Source organism: Rhodococcus sp. SORGH_AS_0301 (assembly GCF_030818285.1).
Taxonomy (GTDB): Bacteria; Actinomycetota; Actinomycetes; order Mycobacteriales; family Mycobacteriaceae; genus Rhodococcoides.
Window position 1 is genome coordinate 518,188 of sequence record NZ_JAUTAC010000002.1, and the last position, 21,016, is coordinate 539,203.

The window sequence follows — 21,016 nt, forward strand, 5'->3', positions numbered from 1 at the left end:
TCGACTCAGCGCTGGGCACTCCCACCAGGGGGTGTCCAGCGCTGTCGTCGATTCGGGGGTCCCGCGGTACATCGCGCCCAGTAGGTTCGTCCCATGACCGACTCCACGGCAGCCGCCCATGCCCGCGCCGCGTACCGCACGTTCGAGCCCTTCCACATCTCGGCGTACTTCAATCCCGAACTCGGAGCGGCGGGCCGGGACACGGGTCTCGACGGACACGCCTGGTACGTGGGCTCGCGCGCCGAGCCGATGGGGCCGTGTGCCGCCGGGGTGGTCGCCGCCGCGTTCTACAGCTTCAACACCACGCTGATCGAGCGCTCCTGGCCCGCGGCGATCGCCGCCGGCCTCGACACCGTGGCTCGGCGCCGATGGGACGCGCTGGACACCGTCCTCGGAGGTGCGCTGGGTGAGTCGGTGTCCGACCCGGGCCTCACGTCGCTGGCCGACCGCCTGCACGGCATCGGCGACACGCTCACCTTCGCCGGCCGCCCACTGTCCGCAGCGTGGCATCAGTCGTCGGCGCCCGACGTCCCGCACCTGCAGTTGTGGCACGCCATCGCGGTTCTGCGGGAATGGCGCGGCGACGGCCACCTCGCGGCTCTCCTCGACGCAGACCTCGATCCGACGGAGGCCGGTGTCTTCCACGAGGCCCAGCATCCCGAGCCCGGTGCTCGTCGGGTGCTGGGGCGTCGCATCACCCAGCTGACGCGCGAGTGGTCGGACGAACAGTGGGACTCGGCGGCCGAGCGTCTCGCCGCGCGCGGTCTCGTCACGACAGCCGACGGCGTCGAGACGCTGACGGACGACGGTGTCGCACTCGACCGCCACATCGAGGACCGCACCGATGCGATGGCCGCCGCCGCGTGGCGCGGTGTCGACGACGCGGAGGAGCTCATCTCCTCCGCGCGCCCCTACGTCAAGGCCGTGATCTCCGCGGGCATCCTGCCGGGAACGAAGAAGAAGGGCTGACCTACGCCTGCAGCAGGGTCGCCGCGCTGAGGTCGTCGATCACGAGATCGGTGACGATCTTTCCCGCGAGGGCCGCTCGCAGCGCGGTGAGCTTGTACTCGCCGGCGACGATGCACACGCGTCGCGGCACGGCTTTGAGTCGGTCCAGGCGTGGGCCGCTTGCACGTTCGTTCAGCGCGATGCGGTCGTAGCTGCCGTCGGAGCGGAGGAAGACGGTGGCGATGTCGCCGACGACGCCGTCCCGGTCGAGTTCCTCGAGATCCGACTTCTCCAGGTAACCCGCGCTGTATACGTGGCTCGGTACAGCGCCGCCGTGCACGCCGATGCTGAACACGGCGAGGTCCATCCGGTCCTGCAGGTCGAGCACGCGTTTGATGCTGCGTTCGCGCCACAGCATCTGCCGAGTCTCCGGGTAGTCGAAGAACGCGGGAACCGGAAAGCCCTGGGGGAGAGCGCCGTACGCGTCGGAGACAGTGCGGACGATGTCCGTCGCGTAGGACACTCCGGTGGTGCGCGTGTTGGCTGCGCCGTTGAGTTGAACCACGTGCGAGTTGTGGGTGCGCTTCGGGGCGAGGTGTCGACTGACCGCGCTCACCGTCGTGCCCCACGCGACGCCCATGACCATGTCGGAGGCGAAGAACGTCGTCAGCAGGCGGCCCGCGAACATGGCGACCCGGTCCAGGCGATCGACGTCGCTGACGGTCTCCGGAACAGGCACGACGTGGGCACGGACGCCGTACCGATCGGCGAAGGCACGCTCGAGCCCGGGTGCCTGGCCGAGAGCGGTGCTGATCTTGATCTCCACGAGTCCCGACGTGCGGGCGAAGGTGATCAGCCGCGACACCGTGCTGCGGGAGACGCCCATCTCGCGGCCGATCGCGGCCATCGTCAAGTCCTGGAAGTAGTAGAGCCGCGCCGCCTGCACCGCGTCGATCGTGCGCGGATCCGTCGCGTCGGGGAGCAGGGGTTCCCCATAGATCTGCAGCTCCGACATGAGCCCACGCTAAACCACATCTGGACCGCCGCGGTATCGCGATCCGGTCCGAGTTGCACATATGTGCACGCGGTTTGCGACAACGTGCATGTCACCTAGCATGGCTTCCAGTTGCTCTTTATGGCCTGGATCACAAACACGAGGGAGATGGCGTGACGGACAAACGCGCGAAGTGGGGGCTGCCCGCAGAGATGGCAGCCGAGTTCGCGGGAACGATGATTCTGATTCTGTTCGGTGCCGGCGTCGTGGCGCAGGTGGTCTCCGGTGGTGAGTCGGGAAGCCTCGGCGACCACGACTCCATCGCCTGGGCCTGGGGCCTGGGTGTCATGTTCGGCGTCTACGTCGCCGGCCGCGCCACCGGCGCCCACCTCAATCCCGCGGTCACGCTGTCCTTCGCGTTGTTCCGAGGCTTCGCGTGGTCGAAGGTCGCGCCGTACGCCCTCGCTCAGACACTCGGCGCCTTCGTGGCAGCCTTGCTGGTGCGGTGGAACTACAACGACATGCTCAACGCGATCGACCCCGAGCACACCACCGCCACCCAGACGATCTTCTCGACGCTCCCGGGTAACGGCACGCTGCCCGTCAGCCTCGGCTCGGCGCTCATCGATCAGATCATCGGCACCGCGATCCTGCTCTTCCTCATCGTCGCCGTGACCGACACGCGCAACAGCCCGCCCCTGGCCAACATGGCGCCCCTGATCATCGGTCTCATCGTCGTGGCCATCGGCTTCGCGTGGGGCACCAACGCCGGGTACGCGATCAACCCGGCTCGTGACTTCGGACCCCGCCTGGCGTCGTTCATCACCGGATACGGTGGGGCATGGCGAGATCAGTACGGCAGCCTCTACTTCTGGGTGCCGATCCTCGGGCCCATCATCGGCGGCCCCATCGGCGTCCTGCTGTACGACAACCTGGTGGGCCGGTTCCTGCCGGCCGATCCCGACGGCGACGACGAGCAAGAGCCCAGCCGTCTGCCCGAGAAGTCCGCATGATCGTCCACTCCACTACCCAGGGGAACCACTCATGACCGAAACCCGTTACGTCGCAGCGATCGATCAGGGCACCACCTCGACGCGGTGCATGATCTTCGATCACAAGGGCACCGTCGTTGCCGCCGATCAGCGTGAGCACCAGCAGATCTTCCCGCAGGCCGGCTGGGTCGAGCACGACGCCGTCGAGATCTGGAACAACGTGCGCAGTGTCTCGGCCGGAGCCCTCGCCGCTGCCGACCTCACCCCGTCGGACATCGCGGCCGTGGGCATCACCAACCAGCGTGAGACCGCGCTGGTGTGGGAGCGCGCCACCGGCAAGCCCGTCTACAACGCGATCGTCTGGCAGGACACTCGCACCGACCGCATCGTCACCAAGCTCGGCGGGGGCGACGCCACCAAGTACACCGCGAAGACCGGCCTGCCGCTCGCGACCTACTTCTCGGGCCCCAAGGTCAAGTGGATCCTCGACAACGTCGAGGGCGCGCAGGAGAAGGCCGACGCCGGCGAGCTGTGCTTCGGCAACATGGACACCTGGGTCCTGTGGAACATGACGGGCGGTGTCGACGGCGGTCTGCACTACACCGATCCCACCAATGCCTCGCGCACGCTGCTGATGGATCTCGACACCCTGTCCTGGGACGAGGGCATCTGTGCGGACATGGGCATCCCGATGTCCATGCTCCCCGAGATCCGCAGCTCCTCCGAGGTGTACGGCAATGTCCGCGAGCGCGGTTCGCTCAGCGGTGTTCCCATCGCCGGCATCCTGGGCGACCAGCAGGCCGCCACGTTCGGTCAGGCGTGCCTGTCGCCCGGTGAGGCGAAGAACACCTATGGCACAGGCAACTTCGTGCTGTTGAACACAGGCACCGACAAGGTGATGAGCAAGAACGGACTGCTCACCACGGTCTGCTACAAGATCGGCGACCAGCCGACGGTGTACGCCCTGGAGGGTTCCATCGCCGTCACCGGATCGCTCGTGCAGTGGCTGCGTGACAACCTCGGAATGATCTCCACCGCAGCAGATATCGAGACCGACGCTCGCTCCGTCGACGACAACGGCGGCGCCTACTTCGTGCCCGCGTTCTCCGGTCTGTTCGCCCCGCACTGGCGCTCCGACGCCCGCGGCGCCATCGTCGGACTCACCCGTTTCGTCAACAAGGGCCACCTGGCGCGGGCCGTTCTCGAGGCCACCGCCTACCAGACGCGCGAGGTCATCGAGGCCATGAACGCCGATTCGGGCGTCGACCTCGAGGTGCTCAAGGTCGACGGCGGTATGGTGGTGAACGAGCTGCTGATGCAGTTCCAGTCCGACATTCTGAACGTGGATGTCGTCCGGCCGGTGGTCGCCGAGACCACCGCACTGGGCGCGGCGTACGCAGCGGGCCTGGCCGTCGGTTTCTGGGCGAGCGAGGACGAGATCCGCGAGAACTGGGCCGAGGACAAGACATGGACACCGTCCATGGATGACGCGGAGCGAGACAAGCTCTACGCCGGTTGGAAGAAAGCCGTCACACGAACACTCGATTGGGTCGATGCCGAATGAATTCCACCACAACAGCTCTCAGCCCCGAAGCACGCAAGGAAGCACTCCGTCGTCTCGCCACGGAGGAGATGGACGTTCTGGTCATCGGCGGCGGTGTCGTCGGTACCGGAGCTGCCCTCGACGCGGTCACCCGTGGCCTCAAGGTCGGTCTGGTCGAGGCGCGTGACTACGCCGCCGGGACGTCCAGCAGGTCCAGCAAGCTGTTCCACGGTGGCCTGCGCTACCTCGAGCAGTTCAACTTCGCGCTGGTCTTCGAGGCGCTCAAGGAGCGGTCGCTGGTCCTCAACGACCTGTGCCCGCACCTCGCCCGCCCCGTGCCGTTCATCTACCCGCTCGAGAAGCTGATCGACCGGCCGTACGTCGGCCTCGGTATCGGCGTCTACGACGTGATGGGTGCCGGTCGCGGTGTGCCCTCGCACCACAAGCACCTGGGCAAGAAGAAGACGCTGGAATCTTTCCCGTCGGGCAAGCGCTCCGCCATCCGCGGTGCCGTGCGCTTCTACGAGGGCCAGGTCGACGACGCCCGCCACACCATGATGATCGCCCGCACCGCCGCGGCCTACGGAGCGTTGTGCGCCAACAGCACTCGCGTCACGGGCTTCCTGCGCGAGGACGACCGCGTGATCGGCGTCGTCGCGACGGACCTCGAGTCGGGGGAGTCGTTCGAGATCCACGCCAAGCAGGTCATCAACGCTGCCGGTGTGTGGACCGACGAGATCCAGGAGATGGTCGGCGGTCGCGGACAGTTCCAGGTTCGCGCGTCCAAGGGCGTGCACCTGGTGGTGCCGCGCAACCGCATCAACAGCTCGACGGGCATCATCACCCGCACCGAGAAGTCGCTGCTGTTCGTGATCCCCTGGGGGAGCCACTGGATCATCGGCACCACCGACACCGACTGGAAGCTCGACCTGGCGCATCCCGCGGCCAGCAAGAGCGACATCGACTACATCCTCGGGCACGTCAACAAGCTGCTCCAGGATCCGCTGGACCACAAGGACGTCGTCGGTGTCTACGCCGGACTGCGTCCGTTGCTGTACGGCGAATCCGACTCCACCAGCACGCTGTCCCGCGAGCATGCCGTCTCCAGCCCCGTACGTGGCCTCACCGTCATCGCCGGCGGCAAGTACACGACGTACCGGGTCATGGCGAAGGACGCGGTCGACTCCGCGGTGCACAACATGGAGCGCAAGGTTCCGGAGTGCGTCACGGAGAAGATCCCGCTCGTGGGTGCCGACGGGTACTACGGCGCCTGGAACGCGCGCCAACTCGCGGCCGACCGCGCAGGGATGCGCGTCGGACGCATGGAGCACCTGCTCGGTCGCTACGGCACCCTGGTCGGTGAGGTCCTCGACCTGATCGATCAGAACCCGGAGCTCGGCAAGCCGCTGGAGAACGCACCCGACTATCTCAAGGCCGAGGCCGTCTACGCCGCGAGCCATGAGGGCGCGCAGCACCTCGACGACATCCTGACGCGGCGCATCCGCGTGTCGATCGAGTTGGCCGACCGCGGCGAAGCTGCCGCAGCCGAGGTCGCCGGACTGGTCGCACCCATCCTCGGGTGGGACGAGCAGCACGTGTCCGACGAGATCGAGCACTACCGTAAGCGCGTTGCGGCAGAGCGTGAATCGCAGGCGCAGCCGGACGACGAGACCGCCGATGCCGCACGGCTCGGGGCTCCCGACGTGCGCGTGGGCGTCGGCGGCTGACCCTCCGCACCCCGCACGACCAGAACACCCTCCCCAGTCGACTGGTGAGGGTGTTCTGCTGTCTCAGGCCGCCTCGTCCTTCCGTTCGGACTTCACCAGCTCTTTCGTCCGCACGAGGCGCAGGGCCGTCACCAGGAAGACGCCGCCCACGATGTTGAACGCCACCGTGTATCCGAACCACTCGATCCACTGCAGGTAGTCCACGTCCGCGCCGGCGTGGATCGCGCCGAAGATCAACAGCGAGTCGAGGATCGAGTGGAACAGCTGCAGCCCCGCCAACAGGAAGCCGGCCGCCATGGCAGCGATGATGCGGGCGACGTCCGACGTGGTTCCCTGCTGCATCCTGGTCAGTAGCGTCATGGTGCTGCCGCCGAGGATCGCCAGACAGATCGACTGCGTGTTCAAGGGCGCGTCGACGAAGTGGTGTGCCGATTCGGACAGCACCATCAGCCATTGCGGGAACGCCTGCGCGACCAGCCACATCACCGCCCACCCGCCGACCAGGTTGGCCAGAAGAGTGCCGATCCAGAGCTTCGCGAGTTGTGCCGGGGTGCCGTCCTTCGAGACCACCGCGGCGATGGGCATGAGAAAGTCCTCGGTGAAGAGCTCGCTGTGCGCGAGATAGATTGCGACGAGGCCGATCCCGAACGCGAGCCCGGCGAGAAGATGGCTGCTCGTCTCGTCCAGCACCGCGAGGTAGGCCATTACGCCCAGCGCCACCTCGAGTCCGCCGAACAGTCCGGTGACGATCACGGCTCGGACGGTGCGGTGCAGACGCTCGGCACCCTCGGTGACCACCGAGTCGAAGCTCTCTTCGAGCTCCTCCTCGACGGGACCGTCGTTGTCACCGTCGTTACGGCGCGCTTCTTCGCTCATCCCACGGTGTACCCCGCGTGGTCGGTCGCTACCGGGTGGTCAGCGCTTCTTCTTGTTCACCGTGGCGGAGGCGTCGTCGGCGGCGATGTTCCCCGCGGCCTTCGTCTTCTTGTCGAGTCGCTTTTCCTTCAGCGACTTGCCCGATTTCTGTGTCATCGAGTTGCGCGGAGACTTGTCAGCCATGGTGTCAGCCCCTTGATCAAGGGAACCAGATGGCTCCGATACGGCGAACACTACGCCTGATGCGGCGTGAACAGCGCAAACGCTGACAGTGGAACGTGCTGAGCGACTGACGCGTCCTACCCCGCGAGGGGGGGTGGGAACGATGTTCGTCGTCGCTGATGTGGGGGCTGTGCGGGCCGCGAGCCGAGCTGTGCTCGGCGAGGCGGAGCAGATCGGTGTGGTGCCGCGCGGTGTGGTCGCGCTGCCCGGAGCGTCGACCGCGGCCGCACTCGCTCGAGCGGAAGAGCGAGCCGTCTCGGCACTGAACGATCTCGTCGCGGGCTTCTCTGCGACAGCGCGATCGCTGGATGTCGCTGCCGTCGGGTACGCCGGCGCGGACTCGGCCAATGCCGCACGGCTGGAGGGGATCCAGCGTGGAGGTCGCTGAGCTCGCGCCGCGTCGAGAGGTGGTGGCGTCGTGGGATCCCGGCAGCGTGCGGATCGACGCGGCGTGGATCGGTGACGGAGCGTCAGTCCTCGACTTTCGGGCGGCGGCAATCGACCGCAGCCGTGTAGATCTGCGCGAGGCGTGGCAGGGTGCGGCCGGCGATGCTGCGGTAGGTCGTCTCGGACGTGATCTTGCTGCAGCGCAACGCCGGACGACTCAGCTTCGGGTGCTGGAGCGCGCTGTAGTGGATGGTGCTTCTGCCATCACCGTTGCTCGCGAGGCACTTCTCGACGCTGTCGTCGTGGCCGAGGCGGACGGTTGCCTCGTCGCACCGGACTGGTCGGTGGTCAACAACGGTGGCTCCCATGCGGCGGTCATCGCGGCGCATGTGCAGGCGCTGATAGACGCGGACAAGTCCGCCGCCCGGTCCATCGACGACGCGTCCGCTGCACTTCTCGACGGCGAACCACGCCACTTCGTTCCCCTCGCGATCGGCCTGGCCTGGGCGGTGGAGGCGGCCGTGCACGCGATGATCGCGGCCGGAGTGCTGTCCGTCGGCGCGATGGCCTTCGCACTGGTCGATCGGTTCGGGACGGATGCGTGGGATGCGATCCACGACGCGCTGCCGGACAGCTTCTTCCAGGATGCGGGGCCGGTCGATGCGGCGGGTGTCGACGACGTGTTGAACGATCTGACGGAGCCGGGCCGACGCGGTGTCAACAGACAAGTGGAGTCGGAAGAGGACGTACGAACCGTATTCGACGAACTCACTGAGCAGGGTAGGGCGGTCGGAACAGGTGACAGTGTCAAAATTATCGAGCGATACGAATTGCCGGACGGTACGGGAATCCAGTTGCGAGTCGACAGCAAGTCTGGTGGATCAGTGATCGACATCGTGAAGCCGAAAGGTACTCAAGCGATCAAGGTGCATGTGCGATGAATGTCGAAGAGGGCCTGGAGTTTCGACTGCTCGACGAACTCGATGACGACTGGATGCCGCTGTGGGGCTTCGTAGCCATGGTTTCCGGATTCCGAGGTTGGAGCACCACGATCGACACAGTTGCCGGTGTTATTCGTTGGTTCGCTGAATCCGGGCTGATGACGTTCGGAGCGCTGGCGAACAACGAGGTCGGGTGGGAAGAGTGGGACGTAGACATCGACGAGTCGATGCGCCGGATCGCCGAGGGACATGGGACCAGTCAGGGCTACCTGCACGCTACGAAGCGTGAAGACCTGATCTGGTGTGAAGTCTTTCGTGCGAACATCACCGAAAAGGGTCAGCGACGCCTTGCGGAGCTCGAGGCGCAGGGCATGACGTGGGACAACACGATCGGTCCGTTCGAGACCCGTAGCGGCCTGCTGTGAGATCCGGTGCAGAAAGCGTCGCTAGGCGAATGCTTCTACACCGCATTCGTCGCGACGGTGCGCTCACCCGCGCATTCCGCGGCTCCGCGCACCATCCGACGCGGTCCGATGCTCGGCGGGCTGGCGTTCAAGGTTCAAGGAATCCGTGACGACTCGACACCGCAGTCCCTCGTGTAGCGCCGGATCGAAGCGCTTTGATGATTTCCGAGGTCGTCCGGGCGTGCATCACCGAGAAGGGCGAGCGGCGCCTCGCCGAACTCGAAGCGCGCGGGTTCACGTTCGAAAGTCCCAGCGGACTCGTGTGAGATCCGGCATCGTCGTCGCGACGGTGCGCTCACCCGCGCATTCCGCGGCTCCGCGCACCTTCCGACACGTCGGGAGGCGTCGTACAGTTTCCCCATGGCTCGTGACGCCGACCTCGAGGACCGGGTTCGCGCTGCGCTGTCCGCCAGGTCCACCGTGACCGAGAAGGCGATGTTCGGCGGCCTGGCGTTCATGGTCGACGGGAAGATGGTCGTATCCGTCGGCAACGGCGGCGGAGCATTGCTGGTGCGGGTACCGCGCGATCGCGATGACGACTACGTCGGACGCCCGGGAGCTCGCCGCGCTCAGATGGGCGCGGGCAGGTCGATGGGACAGGGGTGGATTTCCGTGAACGCGGCAGCTCTGGAGTTCGACTACGACCTGCGGGTCTGGATCGACGCCGCAACCTCCTCAACTCCCGCACCACCCGCGGCGAGCCGCACTACGGATCCTGTGCAGTAATCCGCGGACAGCGCGGATCACTGCACACGATCACCGCGTCGGCAGGTACTCCACCAACTCGAACGAGTTCCGCACCACCCGTCGCAGGTCGGCGAGCCCGCCGCTCACCACACCGGCAGCCCTGGCTTGGACCAGCACGTTGCCCAGTGCGGATCCCTCGACCGGTCCCGCGACCACCGGCAGCCCGGTGGCATCAGCGGTCAGCTGACACAGCAGCGCGTTCTGGGAACCGCCGCCGACGATGTGCACCACCTCGACGTCGATGCCCGACAGTTCACCGGCCAGACGCACCGAGCGGGCGTATGCCGCCGCGAGGCTGTCCACGATGCAGCGCACGAACGACGCGGGTGTCGTCGGAACCGGCACCGCGGCCGCGAGGCACTCGGCGGCAATTCGCGCCGGCATGTCGCCCGGTGGCAGGAACACCGGGAGGTCGGGATCGATGACCGTCGACGCGGGCAGACCGGCAGCCTCGACGAGCAGTGCGCCGAGCGACAGCTCGAGACCGTCACGCTCCCACTGCCGCAACGACTCCTGCACCAGCCACATACCCATGACGTTGCGGAGCAGTCGCACGGTGCCGTCGACACCCGCCTCGTTGGTGAACCCACCGTCTCGGGCCGCAGACGTCACCACCGGCTCCCGCGTCTCGACTCCCACCAGCGACCACGTGCCCGACGCGATGTACGCGAAGTTGGGTGTCGCAGCCGGAACCGCCACGATGGCCGACGCTGTGTCGTGCGTGCCGACTGCAACGACCGACGACTCGGTGCCCACCACGGCGGCGACGTCGGCGGTGAGCGGTCCGATGGGCACCCCTGGTGCGACGAGCTCGGGAAGCAGGTCGGCCTTGAGGCCCAGCGAGGCAATCGAGGAGCGGTCCCACACGCGGGTATGCGGGTCGAGGAGCCCGGTTGTCGACGCATTGGTCACCTCGCCCCGAGCGACGCCGGTGAGCCAGTACGCCAACAGGTCCGGAACCATGAGAAGGCGCCTAGCGACGCTCAGAGTATCGAGCGACTCGGCCAGCAGCTGGTACACCGTGTTGAACGGCAACGAAGCAATGCCGTTGCGAGAGAACAGGTCCTCGTGTTCACCGTCGGTGCGGGAGTCGCGGTAGTGGAACGGGACGCCGAGCATGCGCCCGTCGGTATCGAGAAGGACGTAATCGACCGCCCACGTGTCGATGCCGACGGACGTCAACGGCTCGCCGTCCAACCGGTCGACCAGCGACCGCAATCCGTCGAGCACACCCTGGTACAGGGCGAGGATGTTCCAGTGCAACGATCCACCGAGGCGCACAGGACGGTTCTCGAACCGCGCGATCTCCGTCAGGTCCACCCGACCGTCGACCACCCGCCCCAGCATCACTCGACCGCTCGACGCCCCCAGATCCACCGCCGCGAATGCACCCATCAGCGCAGGAACGCGGCTGCGACACCCGCATCGACCGGGATGTGCAACCCGGTCGTGTGGGTCAGTTCTCCACCGGTCAAGGCGAACACGGCGTTGGCGACGTGCTCGGGAAGCACTTCGCGCTTGAGCAGCGTGCGCTGTGCGTAGTACTCGCCCAACTTTTCTTCCTCCACGCCGTAGACCGCGGCACGCTTGGCGCCCCAGCCGCCGGCGAAGATGCCCGAACCGCGGACCACGCCGTCAGGGTTGATGCCGTTGACGCGGATGCCGTGGTCACCGAGCTCGGCGGCGAGTAGCCGAACCTGATGGGCCTGGTCAGCTTTCGTCGCCGAGTACGCGATGTTGTTGGGTCCGGCGAACACCGAGTTCTTCGACGAGATGTAGACGATGTCGCCTCCCATGCCCTGCTCGATCATGATGCGGGCCGCCTCGCGGGAGACGAGGAAGGATCCGCGGGCCATGACGTCGTGCTGCAGATCCCAGTCCTTGAGGGTGGTCTCGAGCAGCGGCTTGGAGATGGACAGTCCGGCGTTGTTGACGACGAGGTCCACTCCGCCGAAGGCCAATACGGCGTCGGAGAAACCGGCAGCGATCTGTCCCTCGTCGGTGACGTCGGCGGCGATCCCCACGGCCACGTCGGAGCCACCGATCTCGGCAGCGGCCGCGGCGGCCTTCTCCACATCCAGGTCGGCGATCACCACGCACGCACCCTCGGCTGCCAGACGCTGCGCGATGGCCTTGCCGATGCCCGACGCGGCGCCGGTCACCAGTGCGATCCGGGTGGCCAGCGGCTTGGGTGCGGGCATCCGAGCGAGCTTCGCCTCCTCGAGCGCCCAGTACTCGATGCGGAACTTCTCGCGCTCGTCGATCGGCGCGTATGTCGACACCGACTCGGCGCCGTGCATCACGTTGATGGCGTTGATGTAGAACTCGCCGGCGACGCGGGCGGTCTGCTTGTTGGCGCCGAAGGAGAACATGCCGACTCCGGGGATCAACACGATGGCGGGATCGGCGCCGCGCATCGACGGGCTGTCGGCCTCGGCGTGCTGGGTGTAGTAGCGGGCGTAGTCCTCTCGGTACGCGACGTGGAGCTCACGGAGTCGAGCCGACACATCCTCCAACGATGCAGTCGTCGGGAGGTCGAGCACCATCGGGCGGACCTTGGTGCGCAGGAAGTGGTCGGGGCACGACGTTCCGAGTGCAGCTAGACGCGGGTGCTCGGACGAGGCGAGGAAGTCGAGGACGGCGTCGCTGTCGTCGAAATGACCCACCTGCGGTCGGTCGGTCGACGCGAGCCCGCGGATCAGCGGGAACAGGGCCGCGGCGCGGGTTCGTCGATCGTCCGACGGCAGTGCCTCGAAGCCTGCCAGCGGGGATCCGAAGGGCTCCGAGCGACCGTTGTCGGCAAGGAACTGCTCGGCGGTCCGAATGATCTCGTGCGACCGCTCCTCGCTCTCGGAGCTGGTCGCGCCCCAGGCAGTGATCCCGTGTCCACCGAGGATGCACCCGATGGCCTGCGGGTTCTTCTCGGCGATCTCGGCGATGTCCAAGCCGAGCTGGAAGCCCGGGCGACGCCACGGCACCCACACCACACGGTCACCGAAGCACTTGCGCGTCAGCTCCTCCCCGTCGGCAGCGGTTGCGAGGGCGATGCCCGAGTCGGGGTGGAGGTGATCGACGTGAGCCGCCTCGACCAGTCCGTGCATCGCGGTGTCGATGGACGGTGCCGCACCGCCCTTGCCGTGCAGGCAGTAGTCGAAGGCGGCGACCATCTCGTCTTCGCGGTCGACGCCGGGGTAGACGTCCTTCAGGGCGCGGACGCGGTCGAGTCGCAACGCGGCGAGCCCGGCGGGCTTCAGCGTGCCCAGGTCGCCGCCGGAACCCTTGACCCACAGCAGTTCCACGTCCTGACCGGTGACCGGGTCGGTCTCGGTTCCCTTCGCGGAGGTGTTGCCGCCCGCGTAGTTGGTGTTGCGCGCATCGGCGCCGAGTCTGTTGGACCGGGCGATCAGATCGTCGATCGTCGTCACAGTGGTTCTCCTGAGTAGGTCTAGACGCTGGTATAGGAAATGCCGAGCAGCTCTGCTGCGGCCTTGATGTCCTTGGCGCGGTGCCCGACGCACAGTGCCCAGTGGTGGCCGGTGCCGGTGGCACTCCACTCGTCCGTCCACTCGCCGGGATCGCGCCCGAAGTCGACGCGGGACGTGGTGTTGCCGATTTGCAGCAGAGGCCCGGGGACAACGGTGCCCTCGGAGGTGATGAACGTGAACGAGCCGTCACGGTTCTGTCCGATAGCGAAGGTCGTCACGGGCCCGGGCTGTACGTCGAACTCGACGCTGACGCCGTATCCGCGTTTCCCGTGATAGACGCCGAGTCCGCGGAGCAGAGGCTCGCCGGCCGACACCTGGAGGTGGGCGGGCCCGTCGTGCCCCATCTCGACGACACCGTCTCGGAAGTTCAGTGCCTGAAGCTCGGTGAAAGACCCACCGGCGCCCAGGCGGTCCGCGATCAGCATGGCGACGGCGGTGCGGATGTCGTATTCGCCGGCCAACGGAATTCCGCGGGCTGTGAGCAGCGAAGCGCCCAGAATCATGCCGGCGCCGAGACGTTCGTGCAGTTCGCCGTCGAGTCCGCGGTGGTAGTACGCCATCGCGTCGAGTCCGAAGTCGTCGACGAGGGCATCGAGGCCGACCGATACGCGAGCGCCCCACGCGAAGTCGTCGTTCACGACGGAGTCGTCGAGGTGGAAGACGCTGCGCGCGAGTTCGAGTCGCTCGTCCACCTGGGCGTCGGTGACGCTCTGCACACGCACCCGCAGGTCGTCGAATTCCAGTACCTCGACGTGGGCGCCGAACTGCGACGACAGCAGTGTCATGTCGGTCGAGATGTCCAGCATGCCCGGATACAGATGCCCCATCAGGCCGAGCCGGGAGTGTCGCAGCGCAGCGCGCGCCGACGCGGCTCCCACCCATGCCTCGATGCGGGACCACGCGTTCTCGTCGTGGAGATAGCCCGAGACGGAGCGGAAGTCGATACCGCTGCGTCGGAACACGTTCGCCACCTCGGGGAGCGGGCACTGGCCGCAGTACGCGAGCCATTCGCCGGTCCCCGTGGTTGCGTGGTCCATGGCCTCGGTGGGTTGCAGATCGATCAACAACACCGGGGCATCGACTCGTTGCGCGATGGGTAGCACCATCGACGACGTGAGATACGTCGTCAGGAACACGACGACGAGGTCGCAATCGGCAACTCGTAACTCCTCGGCCGCAGAGGCAGATTCCGTTGCATCGGAGACGAAGCCGGCATCGATCACGACGCAGTCCTGCTTCTCGAACCGCTCGGTGACGTAGCGAGCGGACTGCTGCAGCGTCTCCAGGAGACCGGGGAACTGTGGCCAGTACGCACCCAGTCCGCCCGACACCAGACCCAGGCGGGTCTTCCTCGGAACCGTCCGCTCCAGGCCCATCAGGCTCCCCAGCTCGCTTGCTGTCCGCCGACGCGCTCGGCTTCGACGCGTTCCATGTACCCGGAGCGGGCGAAGGCGGCGACGGGGTCACGGTCGATGCCGCGGGACTCCCGCAGATCGCCCAGCAGCCCACGGACGTCGGTGTTGTACGCGTCCATGAGCACCGCGTGGGCACCGAGGATGTCGCCGTCGATCTGCGCCTTCTCGAGTGCCGACGCATCGATGAGCAACGCTTTCGCGGTGGCTTCCTGCACGTTCATGATCGACCGGATCTGACCGGGGATCTTCGGCTCGATGTTGTGGCACTGGTCGAGCATGAAGTTGATGCCCGACGAGGGGAGGTGGGCATCGGAGGCGACGATCTCGTGCATGATGCGGAACAGCTGGAACGGGTCCGCGGCACCGACGATGAGGTCGTCGTCGGCGTAGTTGCGGGAGTTGAAGTCGAAGGCGCCCAGCTTGTTCTGTCGGATGAGCTGCGTGACGATGAATTCGATGTTGGTGCCCGGCGCGTGGTGCCCGGTGTCGAGGACCACCTTCGCCTTGTCTCCGAGGGCAAGGCAATGCAGCAGCGACGTGCCCCAGTCGGGGATGTCGGTGGTGTAGAAGTACGGCTCGAAGAACTTGTATTCGATGAGCAGTGTGTGGTCGTCGTCGAGGCCGGCGTAGATCTCCTGCAGCGACTCGGCGAGACGATCCTGGCGCGCACGGATGGAGTCTTGCCCGGCGTAGTTGGTGCCGTCGGGAAGCCAGAGCTTGAGTGTCTTCGAGCCGGTGGCCCGCATGACGTCGACGCACTCGAGGTGGTGGGCAACGGCCTTGGCGCGAATCCGCTTGTCGGCGTTGGTCAGTGACCCGAGCTTGTAATCGTCGTCCTGGAAGACGTTCGAATTCACGGCTCCCAGTGCGACGCCGTTCTCGGCGGCGAAGGAGGCGAGCGCGGAGTAGTCGTCGACCTTGTCCCACGGAATGTGCAGCGAGACGCGGGGAGCTGCGCCGGTGACGCGGTTGACCTCGGCGGCGTCGGCGACCTTCTCGAACGGGGTGCGGGGCACGCCGGCGGTGGAGAAGACCTTGAAGCGGGTTCCGGAGTTTCCGTAGGCCCAGCTGGGCACCTCGATACCGAAGTCGGCGAGGGCCGAGATGTCCTGAACTGCTGTGGTGCTCATGATGGGTGACCTTCGCGGAGTTGAGTCTCGAGGTGGAAGAGTTCGCGCAGCAGCACGAATCCTTCGTCGGGGGTGGCAGACCCGAGGCCCGTGAAGAACGGAGCCATCTGGGCCTGCCACCGTGCGTTGACGTCGGTACTGCTCATTGCTGCCTGCGCCGCGCCCAGATCGGGGCTTTCGACGTAGCCGACGATCAGGCCGTCGTCACGGATGTGCAGGGAATAGTTGTTCCAGCCGTTGGCCTTCAGTGCCTCGAGCATCTCGGGCCACACCTCGGCGTGACGACGGGAGTACTCGGGAACCGATTCCGGCCTGAGCTGGAGCGTGAAGCAGTACCGGTTCATGTCAGAAGTTGTACTGGTCGATATTGGCGGAGTCGAAGACCGTGGGCGGTCCGAGGACCAGTTCGCCGTCGACACCGATGGTGTATTCGCCGAGCTCGCCCGCGGTGAACTTCTCACCTTCGGCGCCGGTGATCTGACCGGACGACAGGGCTGCACCGGCGTAGGCGGCGAGGTAGCCGATGTCGGTGGGATCCCACAGCGCGAACTGCTTCACGGTGCCGTTCTTGACGTACTCACGCATCTGGTTCGGCGTGCCGAGTCCGGTGAGGACGATCTTGTCCTTGTACGACGAGCCCGAGATGTAGCGGGCGGCAGCGGAAATGCCGACGGTGGTGGGGGAGACGATGGCCTTCAGATCCGGGTAGGTCTGCAGCAGACCCTGGGTCTCCTGGAAGGACTTCTGGTCGTCGTCGTTGCCGTAGACGGTGGTGACGAGCTCGATGTCCTTGTACTCCGGGTTGGAGGCGAGCTGCTCCTTCAGCACCTCGATCCACGCATTCTGGTTGGTGGCGTTGGGAGTTGCGGACAGGATGGCGATCTTGCCGGATCCGCCGATCTGGTCGCTGGTCATCTTCGCCAGCGATTCGCCGACGCCCTCGGTGGTGGCCTGGTTGATGAACAGGTCGCGGCAGCTCTTGTCGGCGTCGGAGTCGAAGGTGACGACCTTGACGCCGGCGTCGCGTGCCTGGTTCAGCGAGGGGCACACGGCGTTGGGGTCGTTAGCAGCGATCGCGATGACGTTCTGGTTCTGCTGGATCAGAGTGTTGATGTAGGACACCTGCGACGACGCGCTGGCGTCGTTGGGACCGACGAGCTTGTACTCGCCACCGAACTCGCCGACGGCCTTCTCGCCACCGGCGACCTCGATGTCGGAGTACGGGTTGTTGAGCTGCTTGGGCAGGAAGCCGATCTTGAGGCCGTCCTGGATCTCGGCGTCGGGGTTGGCGGTGCCGGTGACGCGGCTCCCGCTGTCGGAGGACTCGGAGGCAGACTCCTGCGTCGTGCCACCGCAGGCGGTGAGGACGAGAGACAGGGCGGCGATGCCGGCGAACGGCGCCAGCGCGAGGCGCCGGGAGGTGCGGGACATGGTGGACCTTTCGGGAAGGGGGTGGATCAGAGTCGTGCGACGGCTTTGCGACGGTCCGAGGAGGTGCGGACTGCTTTGATGAGGTTGGGCAGAAGGACGGCGACGATGAGCAGGACGCCGGTGACGACGGTGAGTGCTTCGTTGGAGATGTCCTCGAGACGCAACGCGTTCTGCAGTGCCGCGAGGAGGACGACGGCGGCGAGAACGCCGACGAGCCGGCCCTTGCCTCCGAAGATCGAGACGCCACCGAGAAGGACTGCGGCGACGACGGACAGTTCGAGGCCGGCACCGTTGTCGGCACGAGCACTCGAGTAGCGCAGGCTCCACAGGACACCGGCCAGGGCGGCGACCGCTCCGGCGACGACGTAGAGCCAGAACTTGATGCGGTTGCCGTTGATGCCGGCGAACTTCGCGGCCGTGGCACTGGCGCCGGTGGCGTAGATGTTGCGGCCGAGCGAGGTGAACTGCAGGACCGCGCCGAACACTACCGCGAGGATGACCAGTGGCACAGCGAGATTGGGAACCGACGAGTCACCCAGTGTGCCGGTGACCCACGAGGTGTAAGCACGCGGGAAGTTGGACACGGCCGTGTCACCCAACAGGACGAAGGCGAGTCCGCGGAAGAGCGCGAGCGTGCCGATCGTGACGGCGAGGGACGGCAGACCGAGCGTGGCGACGAGGAATCCGTTGAGCGCGCCGAGCAGTGCGCCGAGAAGGATGCACATCGGGACGATGGCCTCGATGGTGAAGCCGTTGTTCCACATCCAGCCCATCGCCGCGCCGCTCAGACCGAGAGTGCTGGCGACGGAGAGGTCGATCTCGCCGGTGACGATGATCAGCGTCATCGGCAGCGCGATGAGGAAGATCGGCGCGAGGTCGAGTACCAGGAAGGTGAAGTTGGTGGCGCTGCCGAAGTCGGGATTCATGACCGACGCACCGAGCACGACGACGATGGTCAGGAAGATGACCGCGGTGTCCCAGCTGGCCAGCAGCTCCCGGATGCGACTGCCCTGCTGCACGGTCGGTGCGGGGGCGTCGGGACGGGTGGCGAGATCACTCGACATGAGCGCTCCTCTTCCGAAGTTGCTGGGCGGCACGCACGGCCGCGATGCGATCCGCCGCGATGGCGATGAGGATGAGCGCGCCGACGATCGCCTGCTGCCAGAACTGATCGATCTGCAGGACCGGGAGCGAGCTGTTGATGGTGGTCAGCAGGAGGGCGCCGAGGGCGGCTCCCCACACGGTGCCGACACCGCCGACGACGGCCACGCCGCCGACGACGCAGGCTGCGATGACGTTGAGTTCGTAGCCGGTGCCGGCCGCCGCGTCGACGGTGCCGAAGCGGGCGGCGAACATGACTCCGGCGATACCGGCCATGGCGCCGGAGAAGGCGAAGGCCGCCAGCGTGCGCTTACCGACGGAGATGCCGGCGAGTTCGGCGGCGTGACCGTTGGACCCGATGGCGTAGAGGTCGCGGCCGCTGCGGTATCGGCCGAGGTAGATGCCCGCTCCGACGAGTGCGATGACGGCGACGATCACCAGGACGGGGAGTCCGAGAACGCTGGCCGTGCCGAGATCGAGGAAGGAGCCGGGCATTTCGTCGGCGGTGATCTGCTCGCCGCCCGCCCAGAAGAAGGCGATGCCGCGGAAGATGTACATGGTGCCGAGCGTGACCACCAGGGCGGGAACGCCGCCGTAGCGGACGAGCAACGCGTTGAAGACTCCGCACAGCGTGCCGACGACGATGCCCGCGAGGATGCCGAGCACGATCGGCGAGCCGGCCTTCATGACCGACCCTGCAGCGAAGGCGGAAAGGCCCAGCACCGAACCGACGGAGAGGTCGATGTTCTTGGTGATCATGACGACGGTCTGGCCGACGGCCAGCACGGCGATGATCGACGCGGCGAGCAGCAGATCGCGGATGCTCTGACCGGACAGGAACGAGCTGTTGGTCGCCGCGGTCACGGCGATGAGGACGACGAGCGCGCCGAGGATGCCCAGCGAGCGCATTCTGAGGATCTTCTCGACCAGCGAGCTACCGTCCTTGGTGACGGGCTTGAGCGGATCGGCCGCCGGTGCGGTCTGGGTGGTGACGGTCATGCTGCGGACTCCGATCCCATGGCGGCGAACATGACCGATTCCTCGGTGGCATGATCGCGATCGATCTCCGCGGCGATGCGACCTTCGCGCATGACGAGCACGCGGTCGGCCATACCGAGCACCTCCGGCAATTCCGAGGAAATCATGACGACGGCGACTCCTTCACTGGCGAGACGCGAGATGATCTTGTGGACTTCGGCTTTGGTGCCGACGTCGATGCCGCGGGTGGGCTCGTCGACGATGAGAACGATCGGGTCGGTGGCGAGCCACTTGGCCAGCACCACCTTCTGCTGGTTGCCACCGGACAGGGTGCCGACAGGGTCGGTGATGCGCGAGAACTTGGTCTGCAGTTTCTTCGTCCATTCCTGGGCCGAGCGGCGCTCGCCACCGCCGACGAGGAACCCTAAGCGCGACAACGCCTGTGAGCGCGTGAGCGTCGCGTTGCGCTCGATCGACATCTCAGGGATGAGGCCCTGTTGGCGACGGTCCTCGGGAACGAGGGCGATGCCCGCTCGCATGGCGGCCTTGGGATTACCGGCCTTCAGTACCTTGCCGCGGACCTTGACGGAACCGGAATCGCGGGGGTCGACGCCGAACACCGCCTGCATGACCTCGGAGCGTCCGGCGCCGACCAGGCCGGCGAGCGCCACGATCTCACCGGCACGCACCTGGAAGCTGACGTCGGTGAACACCCCGGCGCGTGTGAGGTTCTCGACCTCGAGGATGACGGCACCCGGTTCGACGTCCAGCTTGGGGAACAGGGCGCCGAGCTCGCGGCCCACCATCTGCTTGATCAGGTCGTCGACGGTGAGTCCGGCCAGTGGCGCGGTGGAGATGTGGCGACCGTCGCGCATGACGGTGACCCGCTGGCACAGGTCGAAGATCTCCTCGAACCGGTGCGAGATGAACAGCACGGCCGCGCCGTCGGCACACAGGGAGCGCGCGACCTTGAACAGCCGCGCGACCTCGTTGCCGGAGAGCGCTGCGGTGGGTTCGTCCATGACGATGATTGACGCCTCGGTGGACAGCGCTTTGGCGATCTCGACGAGCTGCTGGTCGGCGATGGACAGTCCGCTGGCGAGCCGGTTCGGGTCCATCGGAACGCCCAGGCGCGTGAACAGTGCCTCGGCGGCGGCGTTCATGGCGCCGCGGTCGATCATCCGGCCGCGCGAGGTGGGCTGGGCACCGATGTAGATGTTCTCGGCGATGGTCAGGTCTGGGAAGAGCGTCGGCTCCTGGTAGATGACGGCGATGCCCTCGGCCTTCGCGGCGGCGGGGGAGTCGAGCGTGATCGGGGTGCTGCCCGCGAGCAGCGTGCCGGTGTCCGGCTTGTGCACACCGGCCAGCATCTTGACGATGGTGGACTTGCCGGCACCGTTCTCGCCCACGAGTGCGTGCGCCTCACCGCCGTAGAGCGGAAACGACACACCGGAGACGGCGGCGACGCTTCCGAACGACTTGGTGACGTCACGGACTTCGAGCAGGGGAACTGCGGTGGGCGTCGTCGCACTGGGGACGCTCATGGATGGGACCTCCGTCGGACCGAACCGGCTCGAATTGAATCGGTTCATTCAGCCCCGTGAACATAGAAGTGACGGGGGCCACTGGTCAACC

20 protein-coding genes are annotated in these 21,016 nt (G+C 66.6%); 8 read left to right on the forward strand and 12 right to left on the reverse strand.

Features of this window, described 5'->3' with window-relative positions; genetic code table 11:
- Positions 1-93 precede the first annotated feature (93 nt).
- A complete protein-coding gene (locus QE397_RS03035) occupies positions 94-969 on the forward strand; it encodes a hypothetical protein (protein ID WP_222639013.1) in 876 nt (291 codons plus the stop codon).
- A 1-nt stretch (position 970) separates the two neighbouring features.
- Here the strand turns inward: QE397_RS03035 and QE397_RS03040 are convergent, their stop codons facing one another.
- Positions 971-1,963 (reverse strand): sugar-binding transcriptional regulator, encoded by a 993-nt coding sequence (locus QE397_RS03040; protein WP_307091618.1) that lies wholly within the window; start codon positions 1,961-1,963, stop codon positions 971-973.
- Positions 1,964-2,154: 191 nt separating this feature from the next.
- On the opposite strand from QE397_RS03040, the gene QE397_RS03045 reads away from it, so the two are divergent.
- From QE397_RS03045 to QE397_RS03055, 3 genes are read left to right on the forward strand one after another with little or no spacing between them, the layout of a single operon-like run.
- The gene (locus tag QE397_RS03045) at positions 2,155-2,955 is read left to right on the forward strand and encodes an MIP/aquaporin family protein (protein ID WP_307097332.1); all 801 of its coding nucleotides are present in this window, start codon (positions 2,155-2,157) and stop codon (positions 2,953-2,955) included.
- Between the two features lie 31 nt (positions 2,956-2,986).
- A complete protein-coding gene (glpK, locus tag QE397_RS03050; protein ID WP_307091620.1) occupies positions 2,987-4,498 on the forward strand; it encodes a glycerol kinase GlpK in 1,512 nt (503 codons plus the stop codon).
- The gene (locus QE397_RS03055; RefSeq protein ID WP_027504787.1) at positions 4,495-6,204 is read left to right on the forward strand and encodes a glycerol-3-phosphate dehydrogenase/oxidase; all 1,710 of its coding nucleotides are present in this window, start codon (positions 4,495-4,497) and stop codon (positions 6,202-6,204) included. Before glpK ends, QE397_RS03055 begins: the two co-directional genes overlap by 4 nt.
- Positions 6,205-6,267: 63 nt before the next feature.
- Here QE397_RS03055 and QE397_RS03060 read toward each other — a convergent pair whose 3' ends face one another.
- On the reverse strand, positions 6,268-7,080 hold the full coding sequence (locus QE397_RS03060; RefSeq protein ID WP_307091623.1) for a formate/nitrite transporter family protein: 813 nt from the start codon (positions 7,078-7,080) through the stop codon (positions 6,268-6,270).
- 39 nt (positions 7,081-7,119) lie between these two features.
- Positions 7,120-7,263, reverse strand: a complete 144-nt coding sequence (locus tag QE397_RS03065; protein ID WP_307091625.1) for a hypothetical protein — start codon at positions 7,261-7,263, stop codon at positions 7,120-7,122.
- A gap of 142 nt (positions 7,264-7,405) precedes the next feature.
- On the opposite strand from QE397_RS03065, the gene QE397_RS03070 reads away from it, so the two are divergent.
- The 4 genes from QE397_RS03070 to QE397_RS03085 all read left to right on the forward strand — a co-directional run bounded on the left by QE397_RS03070 (position 7,406) and on the right by QE397_RS03085 (position 9,820).
- The gene (locus tag QE397_RS03070) at positions 7,406-7,690 is read left to right on the forward strand and encodes a hypothetical protein (RefSeq protein ID WP_307091627.1); all 285 of its coding nucleotides are present in this window, start codon (positions 7,406-7,408) and stop codon (positions 7,688-7,690) included.
- A gap of 46 nt (positions 7,691-7,736) precedes the next feature.
- Positions 7,737-8,630, forward strand: a complete 894-nt coding sequence (locus QE397_RS03075) for a hypothetical protein (protein WP_307091629.1) — start codon at positions 7,737-7,739, stop codon at positions 8,628-8,630.
- A complete protein-coding gene (locus QE397_RS03080) occupies positions 8,627-9,055 on the forward strand; it encodes a hypothetical protein (RefSeq protein ID WP_307091630.1) in 429 nt (142 codons plus the stop codon). The genes QE397_RS03075 and QE397_RS03080 overlap by 4 nt, the downstream gene beginning before the upstream one ends.
- A 399-nt stretch (positions 9,056-9,454) precedes the next feature.
- On the forward strand, positions 9,455-9,820 hold the full coding sequence (locus tag QE397_RS03085) for a TfoX/Sxy family protein (RefSeq protein WP_307091632.1): 366 nt from the start codon (positions 9,455-9,457) through the stop codon (positions 9,818-9,820).
- 30 nt (positions 9,821-9,850) lie between these two features.
- On the opposite strand, the gene QE397_RS03090 is transcribed toward QE397_RS03085, so the two are convergent.
- From QE397_RS03090 to QE397_RS03130, 9 genes are read right to left on the reverse strand one after another with little or no spacing between them, the layout of a single operon-like run.
- Positions 9,851-11,236 carry a rhamnulokinase family protein gene (locus tag QE397_RS03090; RefSeq protein WP_307091634.1) on the reverse strand — a complete coding sequence of 462 codons (1,386 nt, stop codon included), beginning with the start codon at positions 11,234-11,236 and terminating at the stop codon, positions 9,851-9,853.
- On the reverse strand, positions 11,236-13,266 hold the full coding sequence (locus tag QE397_RS03095) for a bifunctional aldolase/short-chain dehydrogenase (RefSeq protein WP_307091637.1): 2,031 nt from the start codon (positions 13,264-13,266) through the stop codon (positions 11,236-11,238). The genes QE397_RS03090 and QE397_RS03095 overlap by 1 nt, the downstream gene beginning before the upstream one ends.
- 20 nt (positions 13,267-13,286) lie before the next feature.
- Entirely contained in the window at positions 13,287-14,702 is a 1,416-nt protein-coding gene (locus tag QE397_RS03100; RefSeq protein ID WP_307091639.1) for an L-fucose/L-arabinose isomerase family protein, read from the reverse strand.
- On the reverse strand, positions 14,702-15,871 hold the full coding sequence (gene rhaI / locus QE397_RS03105) for an L-rhamnose isomerase (protein WP_042573776.1): 1,170 nt from the start codon (positions 15,869-15,871) through the stop codon (positions 14,702-14,704). Before rhaI ends, QE397_RS03100 begins: the two co-directional genes overlap by 1 nt.
- Complete coding sequence (locus QE397_RS03110; protein WP_222630632.1) at positions 15,868-16,215, reverse strand: L-rhamnose mutarotase; 348 nt, start codon at positions 16,213-16,215, stop codon at positions 15,868-15,870. The genes rhaI and QE397_RS03110 overlap by 4 nt, the downstream gene beginning before the upstream one ends.
- A gap of 1 nt (position 16,216) precedes the next feature.
- A complete protein-coding gene (gene rhaS / locus QE397_RS03115) occupies positions 16,217-17,302 on the reverse strand; it encodes a rhamnose ABC transporter substrate-binding protein (RefSeq protein WP_307091642.1) in 1,086 nt (361 codons plus the stop codon).
- A gap of 26 nt (positions 17,303-17,328) precedes the next feature.
- Complete coding sequence (locus QE397_RS03120) at positions 17,329-18,366, reverse strand: ABC transporter permease (RefSeq protein ID WP_307091645.1); 1,038 nt, start codon at positions 18,364-18,366, stop codon at positions 17,329-17,331.
- On the reverse strand, positions 18,356-19,402 hold the full coding sequence (locus tag QE397_RS03125) for an ABC transporter permease (protein ID WP_056073472.1): 1,047 nt from the start codon (positions 19,400-19,402) through the stop codon (positions 18,356-18,358). The genes QE397_RS03120 and QE397_RS03125 overlap by 11 nt, the downstream gene beginning before the upstream one ends.
- On the reverse strand, positions 19,399-20,925 hold the full coding sequence (locus tag QE397_RS03130) for a sugar ABC transporter ATP-binding protein (protein ID WP_307091648.1): 1,527 nt from the start codon (positions 20,923-20,925) through the stop codon (positions 19,399-19,401). The genes QE397_RS03125 and QE397_RS03130 overlap by 4 nt, the downstream gene beginning before the upstream one ends.
- Positions 20,926-21,016 lie beyond the last annotated feature (91 nt).

What these genes read in the sequence shown, in the direction of transcription:
- QE397_RS03055 (WP_027504787.1), top strand. Translation starts at nt 4,495, where the DNA reads ATGAATTCCACCACAACAGCTCTCAGCCCCGAAGCACGCAAGGAAGCA.
- QE397_RS03130 (WP_307091648.1), bottom strand. Translation starts at nt 20,925, where the DNA reads ATGAGCGTCCCCAGTGCGACGACGCCCACCGCAGTTCCCCTGCTCGAA.
- QE397_RS03040 (WP_307091618.1), bottom strand. Translation starts at nt 1,963, where the DNA reads ATGTCGGAGCTGCAGATCTATGGGGAACCCCTGCTCCCCGACGCGACG.
- QE397_RS03120 (WP_307091645.1), bottom strand. Translation starts at nt 18,366, where the DNA reads ATGTCGAGTGATCTCGCCACCCGTCCCGACGCCCCCGCACCGACCGTG.
- rhaS (WP_307091642.1), bottom strand. Translation starts at nt 17,302, where the DNA reads ATGTCCCGCACCTCCCGGCGCCTCGCGCTGGCGCCGTTCGCCGGCATC.
- QE397_RS03110 (WP_222630632.1), bottom strand. Translation starts at nt 16,215, where the DNA reads ATGAACCGGTACTGCTTCACGCTCCAGCTCAGGCCGGAATCGGTTCCC.
- QE397_RS03060 (WP_307091623.1), bottom strand. Translation starts at nt 7,080, where the DNA reads ATGAGCGAAGAAGCGCGCCGTAACGACGGTGACAACGACGGTCCCGTC.
- QE397_RS03035 (WP_222639013.1), top strand. Translation starts at nt 94, where the DNA reads ATGACCGACTCCACGGCAGCCGCCCATGCCCGCGCCGCGTACCGCACG.
- QE397_RS03085 (WP_307091632.1), top strand. Translation starts at nt 9,455, where the DNA reads ATGGCTCGTGACGCCGACCTCGAGGACCGGGTTCGCGCTGCGCTGTCC.
- QE397_RS03065 (WP_307091625.1), bottom strand. Translation starts at nt 7,263, where the DNA reads ATGGCTGACAAGTCTCCGCGCAACTCGATGACACAGAAATCGGGCAAG.
- QE397_RS03125 (WP_056073472.1), bottom strand. Translation starts at nt 19,402, where the DNA reads ATGACCGTCACCACCCAGACCGCACCGGCGGCCGATCCGCTCAAGCCC.
- QE397_RS03090 (WP_307091634.1), bottom strand. Translation starts at nt 11,236, where the DNA reads ATGGGTGCATTCGCGGCGGTGGATCTGGGGGCGTCGAGCGGTCGAGTG.
- QE397_RS03045 (WP_307097332.1), top strand. Translation starts at nt 2,155, where the DNA reads ATGGCAGCCGAGTTCGCGGGAACGATGATTCTGATTCTGTTCGGTGCC.
- glpK (WP_307091620.1), top strand. Translation starts at nt 2,987, where the DNA reads ATGACCGAAACCCGTTACGTCGCAGCGATCGATCAGGGCACCACCTCG.
- QE397_RS03100 (WP_307091639.1), bottom strand. Translation starts at nt 14,702, where the DNA reads ATGGGCCTGGAGCGGACGGTTCCGAGGAAGACCCGCCTGGGTCTGGTG.
- QE397_RS03070 (WP_307091627.1), top strand. Translation starts at nt 7,406, where the DNA reads ATGTTCGTCGTCGCTGATGTGGGGGCTGTGCGGGCCGCGAGCCGAGCT.
- rhaI (WP_042573776.1), bottom strand. Translation starts at nt 15,871, where the DNA reads ATGAGCACCACAGCAGTTCAGGACATCTCGGCCCTCGCCGACTTCGGT.
- QE397_RS03080 (WP_307091630.1), top strand. Translation starts at nt 8,627, where the DNA reads ATGAATGTCGAAGAGGGCCTGGAGTTTCGACTGCTCGACGAACTCGAT.